Genomic DNA, 16,250 nt, shown 5'->3' on the forward strand with positions numbered 1-16,250 from the left:
CCCCGCCGTGACCCTCTTCGACAACCAGGCTCCCCGGCGCCGCGTGGTCCTGTGGCGTCACGGCCAGACGGCCTGGAACCTGGAGCAGCGCTTCCAGGGCGACCTGGACATCCCGCTCACCGACACCGGGCGGGCCCAGGCGAAGCGGGCGGCGCGCATGCTCGCCGCCCTCGCGCCCGACGCGCTGATCGCCTCCGACCTGCAGCGCGCCGCCGACACCGCGGCCGAGCTGGCCGCCCTGACCGGGCTCTCCGTCACCCACCACGAGGCGCTGCGCGAGACGTACGCCGGCGTCTGGCAGGGCCTGACGCACAACGAGATCACCGCCCGCTTCGGCGAGCAGTACCTGGCGTGGCGGCGCGGGGAGCCGGTCCGGCGCGGCGGCGGCGAGCTGGAGACCGAGGTCGCCGACCGGGCCGCCCCCGTGGTGCAGGCCGCCGCCGACAAGCTGCCGAGCGGCGGGGTGCTCGTGGTCACCAGCCACGGCGGCACCATCCGCACCACCATCGGCCGCCTGCTCGGCCTGGACCCGCGCACCTGGGAGTCGCTGGGCGGGCTGTCCAACTGCTGCTGGTCGGTGCTGGCCGAGACCGAGCGGGGCTGGCGGCTGATGGAGCACAACGCGCACAGCCTCCCGGAAGCGGTGCTCGGCGACGACCGCTGAGGCCCGCCGTGGCGGGCCGGGCAGCCGATTTCGTTTCCGGAGCGTCCACCGGCTATGCTTCTTCTCGTCGCCGGGCCAACCCGGCAGACACGGGGCTGTAGCTCAGTTGGTAGAGCGCTTGCATGGCATGCAAGAGGTCCGGGGTTCAATTCCCCGTAGCTCCACGAAGGCGATGGGCGAGGTGTGTCCGCGGAAAGCGCGGACCGTCTCGCCTTCGTCGTTTCTGCTCGGGCTGCGCCCTCGCGTGGCGGGGGCTTCGCCACCCGCACCCCCGTGAGCTCTTGCGGGGTGGACGTCCGCGGTCGGGGTGGCCGGGAGCGGGGTTCGCTTCGCGGGGGGCGAGGTGTCTTCGGGGGTAGTGCGGGCCGTCTGGCGATGGGTGAGGTGCGTTCGCGGGTAGTGCGGGCCGTTTCGCTTTGGTTGCTTCTGCTCGGGCTGCGGCCTCGCGTGGCGGGGGCTTCGCCACCCGCACCCCTGTGGGGGGTTGCGGGGTGGACGTCCGCGGTCGGGGTGGCCGGGAGCGGGGTTCGCTTCGCGGGGGGTGAGGTGCGTTCGCGGGCGGTGCGGGCCGTTTCGCCTTCGGCGGTCCTCAGGGGCGGGGGGTGCGGGTGGCGAGGGTTTGGGAGAGGGGCTTGCCGTGGAGGGCGCAGCCGACCGTGGGGTCGGCGATCGCGCGCAGGCGGTCGAGCTGGTCGCGGTCGTCCTCGGCGACGGGTGTGTAGACCACGATCCGCTGTTCGGCCGAACCGTCGATGCTCAGTGAGCTGGACATCAGGTTGATCGTGCCGATGTCCGCGTTCCGGTACACCTTCACGCGGCGGCCCGGCGCCGCCACGTCGCGGCTCGCCCACATCTGCGCGAACGTCGGGCTCACCTCGACCATCAGCGCGATGAAGCCCTCCCACGCCGGCTCCCCGACGTGCCGCCCGTAGCTGCGACGCACCTGCGCCACCATCGACGGCAGTTCCTCGTCCCCGTTGGCGAAGCTGGAGCAGCACGCCGGCACGCTGAAGATCCGGTAGAGCGCGTTCCGCTCCCACCGCTCCGCCAGCGCGTCCGTCGGCCACAGCACCCGGTACGTGGCGTTGGTGGCGTGCACGTCGTAGCGCGCGTTGTAGACGGCGGCGGGCAGCGGGTCGAGCGCGTCGAGGATGCCGTGCACCTCCTCGCCGACCATCTCGGCGTCGCTGACGTGCTCGTTCACGAAGGGGATGCCGGCCAGCCGGTAGAGGTGCTCACGCTCGGTGGCGTCCAGCCGCAGCACCCGCGCCACCGCGTCGAGCACCTGGACGCTCGCGTTGATCGGGCGGCCCTGCTCCAGCCACGTGTACCAGGTCACCCCGACCCCGGCGAGCTGCGCGACCTCCTCGCGGCGCAGGCCCGGCGTGCGGCGGCGCAGCCCCGGCGGCATGCCGACGTCCTCCGGGCGGATCCGGGCCCGGCGGCTGCGCAGGAAGGCGGCCAGCTCGCTGCGGCGCTGCCCGGTGCTGCTCCCGTCCGTGCTGCTTCCGCCCGGCCGGGCCTGCGGCGGGGCGGGGGCGGTCGGCTCGGGGGCGTTGCCGGCGGTGCGCGTCTGGGCCATGCTGCCATCCTCTCCGGGGCGTCCCCGTGCTGCCAGGTGCCGCCAGTACCAGGATCACGGGGCTCTCGTTACCGGTACCGGGCCGGCCGCAGTCTGCTGGACATGACCAACGAAGCGCTGCAAGCACGGCCGGCGGGCCTCCTCCGCACCGGCGATTCGGGCACCGAAAAGGCCGGGCGGGCCGGGCCGCGCGGCGGGCTGCTGCTCGCGATCATCCTCACCGGCCAATTCATGGCCCTGCTCGACGTCTTCATCGTCAACGTCGCGGCGCCCACGATCCGTACCGACCTGCACGCCTCCGGCTCCGGGCTGCAGCTGGTGATCGCCGGCTACACGATCTCCTACGCGGTGCTGCTCATCACCGGGGCGCGGCTCGGCGGGCTGTTCGGGCACCGCCGGCTCTTCCTCGCCGGCCTCGCGCTCTTCACGGCCGCCTCGCTGGCCTGCGGGCTCGCGCAGAGCACCGGCGAGCTGATCGGCTTCCGGTTCGTCCAGGGCATCGGCTCGGCGCTGATGATCCCGCAGGTGCTCAGCCTGCTCCAGCTGAACTTCGTCGGCGAGGCCCGCACCCGCGCGATGAGCGTCTACGCGGCAGTGCTCTCCTCCGGCGCCGCGCTCGGGCAGTCGCTCGGCGGTGTGCTGGTCAGCGCGGACCTGTTCGGCACGGGCTGGCGGCCGGTCTTCCTGGTGAACGTGCCGATCGGCGCCGCCATGCTGATCGTCGCGCCCCGCGTGCTGCCCAAGGACCGGCCGGCCGCGAGCGAGCGGCGCGGCCTCGACCTGCCCGGCCTGATGGCGCTCGCCGGCTCGGTGACCCTCTTCACGGTGCCGCTGGTGCTGGGGCAGGAGGAGGGCTGGCCGGTGTGGGGCTGGGTGTGCCTGGCGCTGAGCGCGGTGCTCTTCGGCGTCTTCACGGCAATCGAGGCACGGCTGACCCGGCGTGGTGGCGCGCCCCTGGTGTCGGGACGCGTGCTGCGGGCGCCCGGCATGGGCCGCTCGCTGGTGGTGATCACGGTCGCCATGGCGACGAACGGGGGCTTCCTGTTCGCGGTGGCGCTGCACCTGCAGAGCGGGCTCGGCTTCTCCGCCCTGCGCACGGGCCTGTCCTTCGCGGTCACGGCCCTCGCCTTCGGAGCGGCGGGCATGACCTGGCGCCGGCTGCCGAGGCCGTGGTGGTCCCGGCTGCTCCCCGTGGGCCTGCTGCTGGCCGCGGCGGCCTTTGTGGCCCTGGGACTGGCTCTTCGGGGCGGCGGTCAGGGCGGCGCCCTCTTCTACGCCGGGCTGCTGGTCCTGGGCGCCGGGCTCGGCCTCGCGTTCAGCTCGGCCTTCACTCTGGCGCTGGGCCAGGTCGCACCCAAGGACGCGCCCGATGCCAGCGGGCTCCTCGCCACCTGCACGCAACTGGGCCAGCTGATCGGTGTGGCCACCCTGGGCACGCTCTACGTCAACCGCCTGGGTCCCTCGTCCGGCGCCCACGCCTCCGCGCACGCCTTCGCCGTCACCGCGGTGGCGTTGACCGCGGTCGCCGTCCTGGGCGCCGCGGCGGCCTCGATCCTGGGCGTCCGCCGCCGTACCTGAACACCCCTGGGTGCCAGGTCGGGCACCTGAGTGCCGAAGGCAGCATCCAGGGAGGCCGATGCGCGCCCTGAGTGCTCAACCTCGGCACCTGGGTGTTCGACTGGCACCCAGGGTGCCCAACCCCGCTGCCTACGCGTCCAGTTCCGGGTAGTCGGTGTAGCCGCGATCGGTGCCGCCGTAGTAGGTGGCGCGGTCCGGGGTGTTGAAGGGGCCTCCTGCGCGCAGGCGGCGCGGGAGGTCGGGGTTGGCGAGGAAGAGGGCGCCGTAGGAGATCATGTCGGCGGTGCCGTCCTCCACCAGGGCCAGCTCCTCCGGACCGCTCGGGCGGCCCTGCGTACGGGCGTTGAGCAGGAACACCCCGCCGAAGCGCTTGCGCAGCTCCAGGGTGAGCGCCCGGTCCGGGCCCTCCACGACGTGCAGGTAGGCCGGGCCGACGGGTTCCAGGCCGCGCAGCAGCGCCAGGTAGGTCGCGTCGGGCTCGGGCTCCTCGATGTCGCCCAGCGGGTTGCCGGGGGAGATCCGCAGTCCTGTCCGCTCCGGGCCGATCTCGGCCGCGACCGCCGCCACCAGCTCCACGGCCAACCGGGCCCGCCGCTCGGCGTCGCCGCCCCAGGCGTCGGTGCGCACATTGGAGTTCGGGGCGAGGAACTGGTGCACCAGGTAGCCGTTGGCGCCGTGCACCTCCACACCGTCGAACCCCGCGGCCAGCGCGTTGCGGGCGGCGGCCACGTGCTCGTCGACTATCTGCCGGATGCCGTCCTCGTCCAGTTCGCGCGGCACCACGAACTCCTTGGGCCCCTCGGCGGTGTAGACGCTGCCCTTGGCCGCCACCGGCGAGGCGCCGACCGGCACCAGGTCGCCGGGCAGCAGCGAGGGGTGGCCGATCCGCCCGGTGTGCATCAGCTGGGCGAAGATCCGCCCGTCCCGCGCATGCACGGCGTCGGTGACCGTGCGCCAGGCGGCGACCTGCTCGGGGCTGTGCAGCCCCGGGGTATCGGGGTAGCCCTGGCCGCCGGGGGAGGGCTGAATGCCCTCGGTCACGATCAGCCCGGCCGAGGCGCGCTGGGCGTAGTACGTCGCGGTGGACGCGGTGGGCGTCAGCCCCGGGCCGTAGGCGCGGCTGCGGGTCATCGGCGCCATGACGATGCGGTTGGGCAGCAGCGTGCCGGCGAGGTCGATCGGATCGAACGCGGTGGTCACGGCACCCTCCAGCTCTCCTCCGCTCGGCCGCCTTCACCGTAACCCGGTGCCGGGCCGCGAAGTGTTGAGAGCGTGTGAACACCGCGGCGCGGGGCTCCTTGGACGCTCCCGGGCGGCGGGTCCTGCCCCGCGCCCATGGCGTCGGTCCGGGGTAATCGCGTTGCCGACCCACCTCCCGGGCCGTGTAAAGTAATCCCAGGTCGCCGGGGCTCCCGGCGGACCGGCCGAGGGGCTATAGCTCAGTTGGTAGAGCGCTTGCATGGCATGCAAGAGGTCCGGGGTTCGAATCCCCGTAGCTCCACGAAGGCGATGGGCGAGGTGTGTCCGCGGAAAGCGCGGACCGTCTCGCCTTCGTCGTTTCTGCTCGGGCTGCGCCCTCGCGTGGCGGGGGCTTCGCCACCCGCGCCCCCGGGGGGTCTTGCGGGGGGGACGTCCGCGGTTGGGGTGCCCGGGAGCGGGGTTCGCTTCGCGGGGGGCGAGGTGCGTTCGCCAGTAGTGCGGGCCGTCTGGCGATGGGCGAGGTGCGTTCGCGGGTAGTGCGGGCCGTCTCGCTTTGGTTGTTTCTGCTCGGGCTGCGGCCTCGCTTGTCGGGGGCTTCGCTGCCCGCACCCCGCACCCCGCACCCCGTGCCCGGGCGCCGTGCTGCGCTTTGCCGGTCGACCGCCATTGCGCGGGCGCAGGTCAGTAGCCGCCGTGGCCTCCGCCGTGGGCGCCCGTGTCGTGGTAGCCGTCGTGGTGGTGGAGGCCGCCGCTGACGTCCGCGGCCAGGAAGCTGCCGTGGGTGCTGTGCGCCAAGTCGCGGTAGATGTCCCTCAGTTGGTCGAAGACCGTGTCGTCGAGGCGCGTGGTGTCCACCCGCACGGCCGCCACCAGGGCGAGGTCCTCCTCGGCGGCAGCCGTGCCGATCGCCTCCGCGGTCGCGGGCTCGGCGAGGGCGGCCAGGCGGCGGCGGGCCGCCCTGCCGGTCAGGCGGCCGTACAGGTGCGCGCCCAGGCCGCACGCGTGGACGAGGACGGCCAGGCAGCGGTCGGCCTCGGCGGGCTGCCGGCTGCGCACGGCCGCGTCGAGGCGGGCGAGCACCGCGTCCCGGCGCTCGCGGTCGACCGCGAGGATGTCGGTGCGGGTGCGGCCGCCGCGCTCCCGGACTCGCCGCACCTTGACGGTCCGTCGGTCCTCGAGGCGGGAGACGTACTCGCCGGCCAGGCCGCGCGGTGTGGTGCGCAGCCAGGTGTCGAGCAGGGGTGCCGGCGTGGTGCGGGCGAGCGCCTGGAGCGTGTTGTCCAGCCGCCGGTCCGCCATCCGGGCGCTGTCGCGTACCTCGATCCGGCGAGTCAGTTCGATCCGCCCGGCGAGCGCCAACTCGGCCAGCTCCGCGGCCCGCAGCGCGAAGGGGAGCCGGCCCGCGGCCCGTATCCGCCGTTTTGCGGGGTCGAGCGCGAGCAGGGCCAGATCGTCCGCAAGTGTCATGGAACACACCCCCTGTCGAATGAGGACGCCTGTGGCCCGCCACCGGTTCTCCGGCGTGTCCCTGTCCTGGTCACGGGGCCGCTGCTAGCGTCAACCCGCATGGTGCCCTTTGACGCTGACGGGTCGTCGCCGGATCCCGATCCTGACGTTCCTTGACTTTCTCTTGGGGAAGTCGTGGCCCTGGTATGACCTGATGAGCGAAAGAGTGTCGCTCTGCGGTGCACCGCGCACGCATAGCGGCGACGCCGTGTCAGAACGCGACAACACTCGCTTCGCATGGGGGTTCCATGAGATTTGAGCGCAAGAGAACGCGTGCGGGGCTGGTGGTGGCCGCAGCGCTGCCCCTGGTCGCCGGCGCCCTCGCGCTTGGCGCCCAGAGCGCCACGGCCGACCAGCCCAGCGGGCGCCAGCAGCTCAGCGGCACCAAGCCGTTGTGGGCGACGGCCCGCGCCGACAAGGGGGACACGTCGGACGCGAGCAAGCTCTCCGTCCGGGTCTACTTCGCCGGCCGTGACGCCAAGGGCCTCGCGGCTTACGCCCGTTCGGTGTCCACGCCGGGCTCGGCCGACTACCAGCACTACCTGACGCCCGCTCAGGCCCAGGCCCGCTTCGGCGCCACCAAGGCCCAGGTGAGCGCGGTCAAGAGCTGGCTGACCTCCTCCGGCCTGAAGGTCACGGGCACCACCCAGCACTACGTGACCGTCACCGGTGACGTGAAGTCGATGGAGAAGGCGTTCGGCACCCAGCTGCACAACTTCACCAAGAACGGGCACACCTACCACGCCCCGGTGAGCACCGCCTCGGCCCCCGCCTCCCTCCAGGGCGCCGTCCTGACCGTCACCGGCCTGGACAACGCCCCCAAGCTGGCGAGCCACGACGACACCCTGCCTCCCCCGGAGCCCGCGTTCGTCAACTCCGGCCCGTTCTCGACGTACTACGGGTCGAACACCGACAAGAAGCTTCCCTCGGCGTACGGCGGCAAGGCCCCGTACGTGATCAAGGGGTACACCGGTGAGCAGCTGCGCGCCGCCTACGGCGCGGGCAAGTACACCGGCAAGGGCGTCACGGTGGCGATCACCGACGCGTACGCCTCGCCGAACATCGTCAGCGACAGCGCCCACCTGGCGAAGGACACCGGCGGCCAGAAGTACCGCAAGGGCCAGCTCACCCAGGTCACCCCGGGCCCGGACGGCTACAACAGCGTCGACGCCTGCGACGCCTCCGGCTGGTACGGCGAGGAGTCCCTGGACGTCGAGTCCGTGCACGCGGTCGCGCCCGACGCGGACATCGTGTACGTCGGCGCCGCCTCCTGCGGCGACGACGACCTGATCGACGCCCTGAGCAGCGTCGTGGACCAGCGCCTGGCCACCATCGTCTCCAACTCGTGGGGCGACGTGGAGGCCAACGAGACGCCGGACATCCAGGCCGCCTACGACCAGATCTTCCAGCAGGGCGCGGTCGAGGGCATCGGCTTCTACTTCTCCTCCGGTGACGACGGCGACGACGTCATCGACGAGGGCGTGACCGACGTCTCCGTCCCGTCCAACTCCCAGTGGGCCACCTCGGTCGGCGGCACCTCGCTGGCCGTCGGCAAGAACGACAAGTACCTGTGGGAGACCGGCTGGGGCACCGAGCGCGCCCCGCTGTCGGCCGACGGCAAGAGCTGGTCCGGCTTCCCCGGCCCGTTCACCTCCGGCGCCGGCGGCGGCACCAGCCGCGTGATCACCCAGCCGTTCTACCAGCGCGGCGTCGTCCCCGACGCGCTCTCCAAGGCGAACGGCACCAGCGCCCCGATGCGCGTGCAGCCGGACATCTCCGCGGTCGCCGACCCGACCACGGGCTTCCTGGTCGGTGAGACGCAGACCTTCCCCGACGGCACCGTGAAGTACAACGAGTACCGCCTCGGCGGCACCTCGCTGGCCTCGCCGGTGATCGCCGGCGTCCAGGCGCTGGCCGAGCAGGCCCGCGGCGGCGTCCCGATCGGCTTCGCCAACCCGGGGATCTACGACAAGTACGGCACGTCGGCCTACCACGACGTGACGGACCACCCGCTGGGCCAGGGCCAGGGCATCGCCAACGTGCGCGTCGACTTCGTCAACACCACCGACGCCTCGGACGGCACCATCACCAGCCTGCGCACCCTGGGTGTCGACAGCTCGCTGCACGCCACCGTCGGCTACGACGACGTGACGGGCGTGGGCTCGCCGGGCACGGACTACGTCAAGTCCTACAAGCCCGCCAAGCGGCACTGAGCACCACCGCCGGCAGCGCGTGAGCGGCTGCCGGGCAGGACCGCGTGACCCGGCCGGTGCCGGGCGGACCCCTCCGCCCGGCACCGGCCGTGCCCGTGCGGTACCTCCGTGCGGCCGCCGCACCCCCTGCGGTACCCTGAACCGCATGCGAGCCGTGAGCCTTCTTCTTGGCGAGCCGCGCTGACCGCGAACCACGTCAGTGCGGCACCCCTCATGCGTGAGGGGCTTTTTTGTTTCCCCCGCCAGTGCCCAGGGGCCGCACACGGTCACGCAGCCGTCACGACATCGATGGAGTACCGAGGACGATGAGCGACACCACCCCGGCCGCCGAGACGGCTGCGCCGCACCGCTACACCGCAGCCCTGGCCGGGCGGATCGAGAACCGCTGGCAGGACTTCTGGGAGGCCCAGGGCACCTTCGCCGCGCCCAACCCCAGCGGCGAGCTGGACGGGCAGCCGGAGCTGGCCGCGCGCCCCAAGAAGTTCATCATGGACATGTTCCCGTACCCCTCGGGTGCGGGCCTGCACGTCGGCCACCCCCTGGGTTACATCGCCACCGACGTCTACGCGCGCTACCACCGCATGACCGGCTACAACGTCCTGCACACCCTGGGCTTCGACGCCTTCGGCCTGCCCGCCGAGCAGTACGCCGTGCAGACCGGCACGCACCCGCGGGTGTCCACCGAGGCGAACATGGCCACCATGCGCACCCAGCTGCGCCGCCTGGGCCTGGGCCACGACCGCCGCCGCGCCTTCGCCACCATCGACCCCGAGTACTACCGCTGGACGCAGTGGATCTTCCTGCAGATCTACAACTCCTGGTACGACACCTCCGCCGGCCGGGCCCGGCCCATCGAGGAACTGGTCGCGCAGTTCGCCGACGGCAGCCGCCCCACCCCCGACGGCCGCGCCTGGCAGCAGCTGACCGAGACCGAGCGGGCCGACGTCCTGGGCGGCTACCGGCTGGCCTACTCCGCGGAGTCCCCGGTCAACTGGTGCCCCGGCCTGGGCACCGTACTGGCCAACGAGGAGGTCACCGCCGAGGGCCGCTCCGAGCGCGGCAACTTCCCCGTCTTCAAGACCAAGCTGCGCCAGTGGATGATGCGCATCACCGCGTACGCCGACCGGCTGGCCGACGACCTGGACCTGCTGGACTGGCCCGAGCCCATCAAGCTGCAGCAGCGCAACTGGATCGGCCGCAGCGAGGGCGCCCGGGTGGACTTCCCCGTGCATGAGGCCCGCGGCACCGGGGCGAGCGGCCCCGAGCGCGCGATCACCGTCTTCACCACCCGCCCGGACACCCTGTTCGGCGCCACCTATATGGTGCTGGCCCCCGAGCACGACCTGGTCGACGCCATCGTGCCCGCCGCCTGGCCCGAGGGCACCCACGAGGCGTGGACCGGCGGCCACGCCACCCCCGCCGACGCCGTCGCCTCCTACCGCAAGACCACCGCCGCCAAGTCCGACGTCGAACGGCAGGCCGACGCCAAGGTGAAGACCGGCGTCTTCACCGGCGCTTTCGCGGTCAACCCGGTCAGCGGCGAGCCCGTCCCGGTCTTCATCGCCGACTACGTGCTGATGGGCTACGGCACCGGCGCGATCATGGCCGTGCCGGCCCACGACACCCGCGACTTCGCCTTCGCCCGCGCCTTCGACCTGCCGATGCGCTGCGTGGTGCGGCCCACCGACGGCCGCGGCGAGGACCCCGCCGCCTGGGACGACGCCTTCGTCTCCCACGAGGCCGAGATCGTCAACTCCGCTAACGACGACATCACCCTGGACGGCCTGGACGTGGCCGCCGCCAAGGCCGCGGTCACCGCCTGGCTGCAGGAGCGCGGCATCGGCGAGGGCACCGTCAACTACCGCCTGCGCGACTGGCTGTTCAGCCGCCAGCGGTACTGGGGCGAGCCCTTCCCGATCGTCTACGACGAGGACGGCGTCCCGCACGCCCTGCCCGACTCCATGCTGCCGGTCGAGCTGCCCGAGGTGGACGACTACAGCCCGCGCACCTTCGACCCCGACGACGCCGACACCTCGCCCGAACCGCCGCTGTCCCGCAACGCCGACTGGGTCGAGGTCGAGCTGGACCTGGGCGACGGCCCGCGTACCTATCGCCGCGAGACCAACACCATGCCCAACTGGGCCGGCTCCTGCTGGTACGAGCTGCGCTACCTGGACCCGCGCAACAGCGAGCAGCTGGTCTCCCCGCAGGCCGAGGCGTACTGGATGGGCCCGCGCGAGGGCGAGCTGGCCGGCGGTGTGGACCTGTACGTCGGCGGCGCCGAGCACGCGGTGCTGCACCTGCTGTACGCCCGCTTCTGGCACAAGGTGCTCTTCGACCTGGGCCACGTCTCGTCCTTCGAGCCCTTCCACAAGCTGTACAACCAGGGCATGATCCAGGCGTTCGTCTACCGCGACGCGCGCGGCATCGCGGTGCCCGCGGCCGAGGTCGAGGAGCGCGACGGCTCGTACTACTACCAGGGCGAGCAGGTCTCCCGGCTGCTGGGCAAGATGGGCAAGTCGCTGAAGAACGCCGTCACGCCCGACGAGATCTGCGCGGAGTACGGCGCGGACACCCTGCGGCTGTACGAGATGGCGATGGGCCCGCTGGACGTCTCGCGCCCCTGGGACACCAGGGCCGTGGTCGGCCAGTACCGCCTGCTGCAGCGGGTGTGGCGCAACGTGGTGGACGAGGCCACCGGCGGGGTCTCCGTCACCGACGAGGAGCCCGGCGAGGAGACGCTGCGCGCCCTGCACAAGGCGATCGACGGTGTCACCGCCGACATGGCGAACCTGCGCTTCAACACGGCCATCGCCAAGATCACCGAGCTGAACAACCACCTGGTGCGCACGTACACCGGCGGGGTACCGCGCGCGGTCGCCGAGCCGCTGGTGCTGCTGATCGCGCCGCTGGCCCCGCACATCGCCGAGGAGCTGTGGTCGCGGCTGGGCCACGCGGAGTCGCTGGCGCACGCGCCCTTCCCGGTCGCCGACCCGGCGCTGGTCCAGGACGAGACGGTCACCTGCGTCGTCCAGGTCAAGGGCAAGGTCAAGGCCCGCCTGGAGGTCCCGCCGACGATCGCCGAGGCCGAGCTGGAGGCGCTGGCGCTGGCGGCTCCCGCCGTGGTGGAGGCGGTCGGCGGCGCTCCGGTGCGGAAGGTGATCGTCCGGGCACCGAAGCTGGTGAACGTGGTGGTCTGAGGCCGGTCCCCGCGCCGGTCGAGGGCCCGAGGAGCGGGCGGGCGCCCGGGCTCCCACGAGCCCGGGCGCCACGTGCCCGAGCCCTGGGGAAGGGACCAGGGGCCGCATCGGCCGCGCGGGGGCGGGCGGTGCGGCTACCGTGGAGGGACAGCCCGCCGCTGGACCTGGACCGCCAGCGGTCCGCCGATCCTGGGAGACGCCCGTGGAGACCGTCGGCCTCATCGTGCTCCTGATCGTCCTCGCCTTCGGGGCCCTGGTGACGGTCGCGGTGGTGAAGACCGCGCAGAAGGTGAAGCGCGGCATCGAGCGGAGCACCGCCCAGGCCCGCCGGGCGGTCGAGGACCAGCGGCTGCGCGCCCGCCGGTTCGCCCTGCCCGGCGCGCTCGGCGAACTCGCCCAGCTCCGGCTGGAGCTGCGCACCTCCATCGACAGCACCTTCGAGGCGCTGGACAGCGCGGAACTCGCCGAGGCCGCGGCCCTGATGAACCGCCTCGACAGCCACGCCCGCGCCCTGGACGCCGAGCTGAGGCTCCTGGAGCGCGAGCCGGACCGGTCCAGGGTCGCCGCCCAACTGCCCGCGCTCACCGAGCGTGCCCACCGCATCACGCACTCCGCGGACGCGCTGCGCTGGGCCGCGCAGGACCGGGCCCGCCACGCCGTCACCGACGATCTCGCCGACCTGACGCGGGAGGTCGACATGGAGGCCAGGGCGCTGCGGCACTGGGAACCGGCGGCCGGCCCGCTGGACGGCTCGGGCGCCGCATCCTTCGGCGAGCATGCGGTCGGGGGCTCCGGGGCCGGGCGGCTCGGCGGCCAGGCCGCGGGGCCGCAGCCCTACGGGAACCCGGCCGCCGGGGGGACGGGCCGGGCCGGCGACTCCCCGGCCGCGCCTTCCGCGGGCCGCCCGCGGCTGCGCAAACTGCCCGGCTCGGGTCCGTCCGGCGCCTGACCGACGGGCCGACCGGCAACTGCGGCACGCACCCGGGTAATCTCCGTCCATGCCCCCGCACGTCGCCATCCTCACGGATTCCACGGCCTACCTAGGTCACGAGGCACTCGAACGCCATCGGGTGCGGGTGGTCCCCCTCACCGTGGTGATCGGCGACGAGGCGCTCGAAGAGGGCACCGAGGTCTCCGCTCCGGCCGTGGCCCGCGCCTTGCAGCGGCGGCGCCCGGTGACCACCTCGCGGCCGAGCCCCGCGGAGTTCGCGGCCGCGTACGAGGCCGCCGCCGACGAGGGCGCCGAGGCGATCGTCTCCCTCCACCTGTCCGCGGACTTCTCCGGCACGTACGACGCGGCCATCGTCGCCGCGAAGGAGGCGCCGGTCCCGGTCCGCGTGGTGGACACCGGCATGGTGGCGATGGCCCTCGGCTTCACCGTGCTGGCCGCCGCCGAGACCGCGGAGGCGGGCGGCAGCCTCGACGACATCGTCGCCGCGGCGGAGCGGCGGGCCGCGGGCACCTCGGCGTTCTTCTACGTCGACACGCTCGACTACCTGCGCCGGGGCGGCCGCATCGGCGCGGCCCAGGCCCTCTTCGGCTCCGCCCTCGCCGTCAAGCCGCTGCTGCGGCTCGCCGACGGCCGCATCGAACTCCTCGAGAAGGTCCGCACGGCGTCGAAGGCCGTCTCGCGTCTGGAGGAGATCGTGGTCGAGCGGGCGGGCACGTCGTCCGTCGACCTGGCGGTGCACCATCTGGCGGCGGCGGACCGGGCCGCGACCCTCGCAGAGCGGCTCCGCACCCGGGTGCCTTCGGCGAACTCGCTGGTCGTGAGCGAGGTGGGGGCGGTGATCGGGGCGCACGCGGGGCCGGGGCTGCTGGGCGTGGTGATCGCGCCGCGGTGAGGGGGCGTCAGCGGCAGGGTCATTGGCGGGGGTGAGGCGGCGCGGCGCCGGCCGGGGGCGGTGGGGGTGCGGCGTAGGACGGTTCGGGTGCGGGGTGGAGGTACGGGTCGGGGGTTGGGTGAGGGCCGCTCGGGTGGACGTACGGATCGGGCGCTGAGTGAGGGTGCGGGGTGGGGTCGGCGCGGGGGTGGAAGTACGTACCGGGGGCCGGAGCGGGGTGGTGTACGGGGTGGCGGCCGGCGCGCGTTGACATGAGCTCAACTCACGCTTGCGGGTGGCCGAGTTATCCACATGTGCGGGCTTTTCCACAGATTCGGCCGCGGGCCGTTCGGGGGCTTGCACGGGGCTCACCATCGAGCCATGAACCTCTTTCCTTCCCTGGACCGCCAGGGCTCGCGCGTTCCTGCCGACACAGCTGTGCGCACCCGCACGGCGGCGATCTTCGGCCCACGGCCCGGCGCGGAGCCGCCGCCTGAGGCTGCCGCTGCGGAGTTGCCGGTCCCGGAGCCGCCGGGTGAAGGGCCACCGGGCTGGTGGGGCGAAGTCCCGGGTGCGGCGGGCGGTACGGGCAGTGCGGGCGGTACGCGCGATGGCGGGCGTGCGAGCAAGGGGCTGCCGCCGGGCGGTCGGTTCGGGCGTCTGCCGAAGGGCGGGCCGGCGGTGTCGGAAAGAGGTTCGCGGGAGGCGGGCGTACGGGTCGGTGGTGATGCCGGACCGCCGGGCGGCGGTCGTACGGGGCCGGGCAGTTGGGCGCCGGGCGGCGCCGATGAAGCGGGCGAACCGGGTGGTACGGACCGCGCGGGGCTTACGGGCGGCGATACGGCAGTGCCGATGCGGGTGGCCGCGCCGGTGGTGGCCGCTGCTGCCGAGACGGGGACGTACGGGCTGGGCGGGGCACCGTCGTACTCCGGTGACCGCGGTGCGCACCCGCCCGGCGTGCCCGTCTTCGGCACGGGGCCGTTGGGCCGGGCCCGCACCTGGCTGTACGTGCGATGCGGGCTCGAACTCAGGGCGGTGCTGGCCCTCGCGTTCGTGCTCACCGTCGCGCTCGGCCTGGCCGTGCACCACTACTGGGTCGGCCGCCCCCGCACGCTCCAGGTCGCGCAGTCCGCGGCACAGTTCCCCTCGGCCGAGGACAAGCCGGAGCCGGCGGAGGAGGGTGCGGCAACCGAGGAGCCGGCGTCGCCCGATCCCGTTCCCGCGCCCTCGCCCGCGGCCAAGGTCACCGTGGATATCGCGGGCAAAGTGGCCAAGCCGGGCCTGCGCAGCCTGCCCGGAGGGTCCCGGGTGGCCGACGCGCTCTCCGCGGCGGGCGGCCCGCTCCCGGGCACGGACCTCACCGCCCTCAACCTCGCCCGCCCTCTCACCGACGGCGAGCAGATCCTTGTCGGCGTCACCCCGCCCCCGTCCGCCGCGGACCCCACAACGGAATCCACCGGCGCCGGCACCACGGGCCCGGTCCACCTGAACACGGCCACCGAAGCCCAACTCGACGCCCTGCCCGGCGTGGGCCCGGTCCTGGCCCAGCACATTCTCACCTATCGCACCCAGCACGGCTCCTTCACCTCCACCCAGCAACTCCGCCAGATCCCCGGCATCGGCCCCCGCAAATACGCCACCCTCCAGCCCTTGGTCGAGCCATGACCACCAACACCCCCAAGGACCCGAGCGGACTGCCTGATCCTCCTGTTGCAAGCAGCCGTCCCGCGCCCGCGGTCCCAGCGGGCAACCTGCCGGCACAGACGGCTCCGGGGCCAAGCCCGGCCCACGCGCCTGTCCAGGCCACCGATCCGCTCGACAGCGGGGAACGAGCGGCTGCCCAGGGGCCGGCGGCGCCCGAGCCGGCCCTGACCGACACCTCGGCCGACTCGCCGATCGCGCAGCGACGTGCGGCCGACTCGTATGCGGCGACAGCCGGTTCGCGCCGACCCGGCACGAGGCCGCACCCCATCTCGCCGGGGTCGGCCGTGCAGGGCGGCCGGGTGCTGGTTCCTTCCGCGGCTGGGCGTGGCGCGGGGGCGGCCTCGGGCTCGGGCGTGCTGGGGCGCGAAACCGGGGGTGATTCGGGCGGAGCCGTGGGCGCCCTTCCAGAGGGCGCGGTCAACTCAACTGGTGCGTCGCCTGGTTGGTATGCGCGAAGCCCGAGCGGCTGGCCTGGCGTGCCGGGACGGCCGGAGTCCGGGGGGTCCGCGGAACCCGCGGAGCCCGGGGCGCAGACGGTGCTCAGGGTGCCCATGGAGCCCGCCGGGTCCGTGAGGCCCGCCCTGCCCACGCAGACTGCCGTGCCTGCCGAGCCGTTGGCGCCCGCAGGGTTCGCCAAGCCCGCAGGGTTCGCCGGGTCTGCCGGGTCCGCCGCGCCCGCCCTGTCCACCGTGGCCGCTGAGCCTGCCGCTGGGGAAGAAGGCCGGGCGCGGGCGGCTGTGCATGCGTTGGCGAGGTCGCGGTTGGGGGCGGCGAATCCGC

10 protein-coding genes and 2 tRNA genes are annotated in these 16,250 nt (G+C 73.6%); 9 read left to right on the forward strand and 3 right to left on the reverse strand.

Annotation, left to right across the window (positions count from 1 at the left end):
- Nucleotides 1-7 precede the first annotated feature (7 nt).
- Together BLR33_RS17735 and BLR33_RS17740 are read left to right on the forward strand one after the other, a co-directional pair.
- The gene (locus BLR33_RS17735; protein ID WP_093785453.1) at nt 8-664 is read left to right on the forward strand and encodes a histidine phosphatase family protein; all 657 of its coding nucleotides are present in this window, start codon (nt 8-10) and stop codon (nt 662-664) included.
- 91 nt (nt 665-755) lie between these two features.
- Nucleotides 756-828: transfer RNA gene (locus BLR33_RS17740), tRNA-Ala, on the forward strand.
- Nucleotides 829-1,253: 425 nt separating this feature from the next.
- Here the strand turns inward: BLR33_RS17740 and BLR33_RS17745 are convergent.
- Nucleotides 1,254-2,246, reverse strand: a complete 993-nt coding sequence (locus BLR33_RS17745) for a helix-turn-helix transcriptional regulator (RefSeq protein WP_093785454.1) — start codon at nt 2,244-2,246, stop codon at nt 1,254-1,256.
- A 102-nt stretch (nt 2,247-2,348) separates the two neighbouring features.
- Here BLR33_RS17745 and BLR33_RS17750 point away from each other — a divergent pair, with 102 nt between their 5' ends.
- Complete coding sequence (locus tag BLR33_RS17750) at nt 2,349-3,824, forward strand: MFS transporter (RefSeq protein WP_176930295.1); 1,476 nt, start codon at nt 2,349-2,351, stop codon at nt 3,822-3,824.
- 129 nt (nt 3,825-3,953) lie between these two features.
- Here the strand turns inward: BLR33_RS17750 and BLR33_RS17755 are convergent, their stop codons facing one another.
- Nucleotides 3,954-5,024: an alkene reductase gene (locus BLR33_RS17755; protein ID WP_093785455.1), complete on the reverse strand. Its 1,071-nt coding sequence runs from the start codon at nt 5,022-5,024 to the stop codon at nt 3,954-3,956.
- Nucleotides 5,025-5,252: 228 nt separating this feature from the next.
- On the opposite strand from BLR33_RS17755, the gene BLR33_RS17760 reads away from it, so the two are divergent.
- Nucleotides 5,253-5,325 (forward strand) — tRNA-Ala (locus BLR33_RS17760).
- A gap of 380 nt (nt 5,326-5,705) precedes the next feature.
- Here BLR33_RS17760 and BLR33_RS17765 read toward each other — a convergent pair.
- A complete protein-coding gene (locus BLR33_RS17765) occupies nt 5,706-6,491 on the reverse strand; it encodes a GPP34 family phosphoprotein (protein ID WP_093785456.1) in 786 nt (261 codons plus the stop codon).
- 287 nt (nt 6,492-6,778) lie between these two features.
- Between BLR33_RS17765 and BLR33_RS17770 the strand changes: the two genes are divergently transcribed.
- From BLR33_RS17770 to BLR33_RS17790, 5 genes are all read left to right on the forward strand, one after another.
- The gene (locus BLR33_RS17770) at nt 6,779-8,743 is read left to right on the forward strand and encodes a S53 family peptidase (protein ID WP_093785457.1); all 1,965 of its coding nucleotides are present in this window, start codon (nt 6,779-6,781) and stop codon (nt 8,741-8,743) included.
- A gap of 305 nt (nt 8,744-9,048) precedes the next feature.
- Entirely contained in the window at nt 9,049-11,943 is a 2,895-nt protein-coding gene (gene leuS, locus BLR33_RS17775) for a leucine--tRNA ligase (protein WP_093785458.1), read from the forward strand.
- 202 nt (nt 11,944-12,145) lie between these two features.
- Nucleotides 12,146-12,892: a hypothetical protein gene (locus BLR33_RS17780; RefSeq protein ID WP_093785459.1), complete on the forward strand. Its 747-nt coding sequence runs from the start codon at nt 12,146-12,148 to the stop codon at nt 12,890-12,892.
- Nucleotides 12,893-12,941: 49 nt separating this feature from the next.
- Entirely contained in the window at nt 12,942-13,787 is an 846-nt protein-coding gene (locus BLR33_RS17785) for a DegV family protein (RefSeq protein ID WP_093785460.1), read from the forward strand.
- A gap of 831 nt (nt 13,788-14,618) precedes the next feature.
- Entirely contained in the window at nt 14,619-15,431 is an 813-nt protein-coding gene (locus BLR33_RS17790; RefSeq protein WP_093785574.1) for a ComEA family DNA-binding protein, read from the forward strand.
- Nucleotides 15,432-16,250 lie beyond the last annotated feature (819 nt).

The sequence above is a fragment of the Actinacidiphila guanduensis genome, assembly GCF_900103985.1.
Taxonomy (GTDB): Bacteria; Actinomycetota; Actinomycetes; order Streptomycetales; family Streptomycetaceae; genus Actinacidiphila; species Actinacidiphila guanduensis.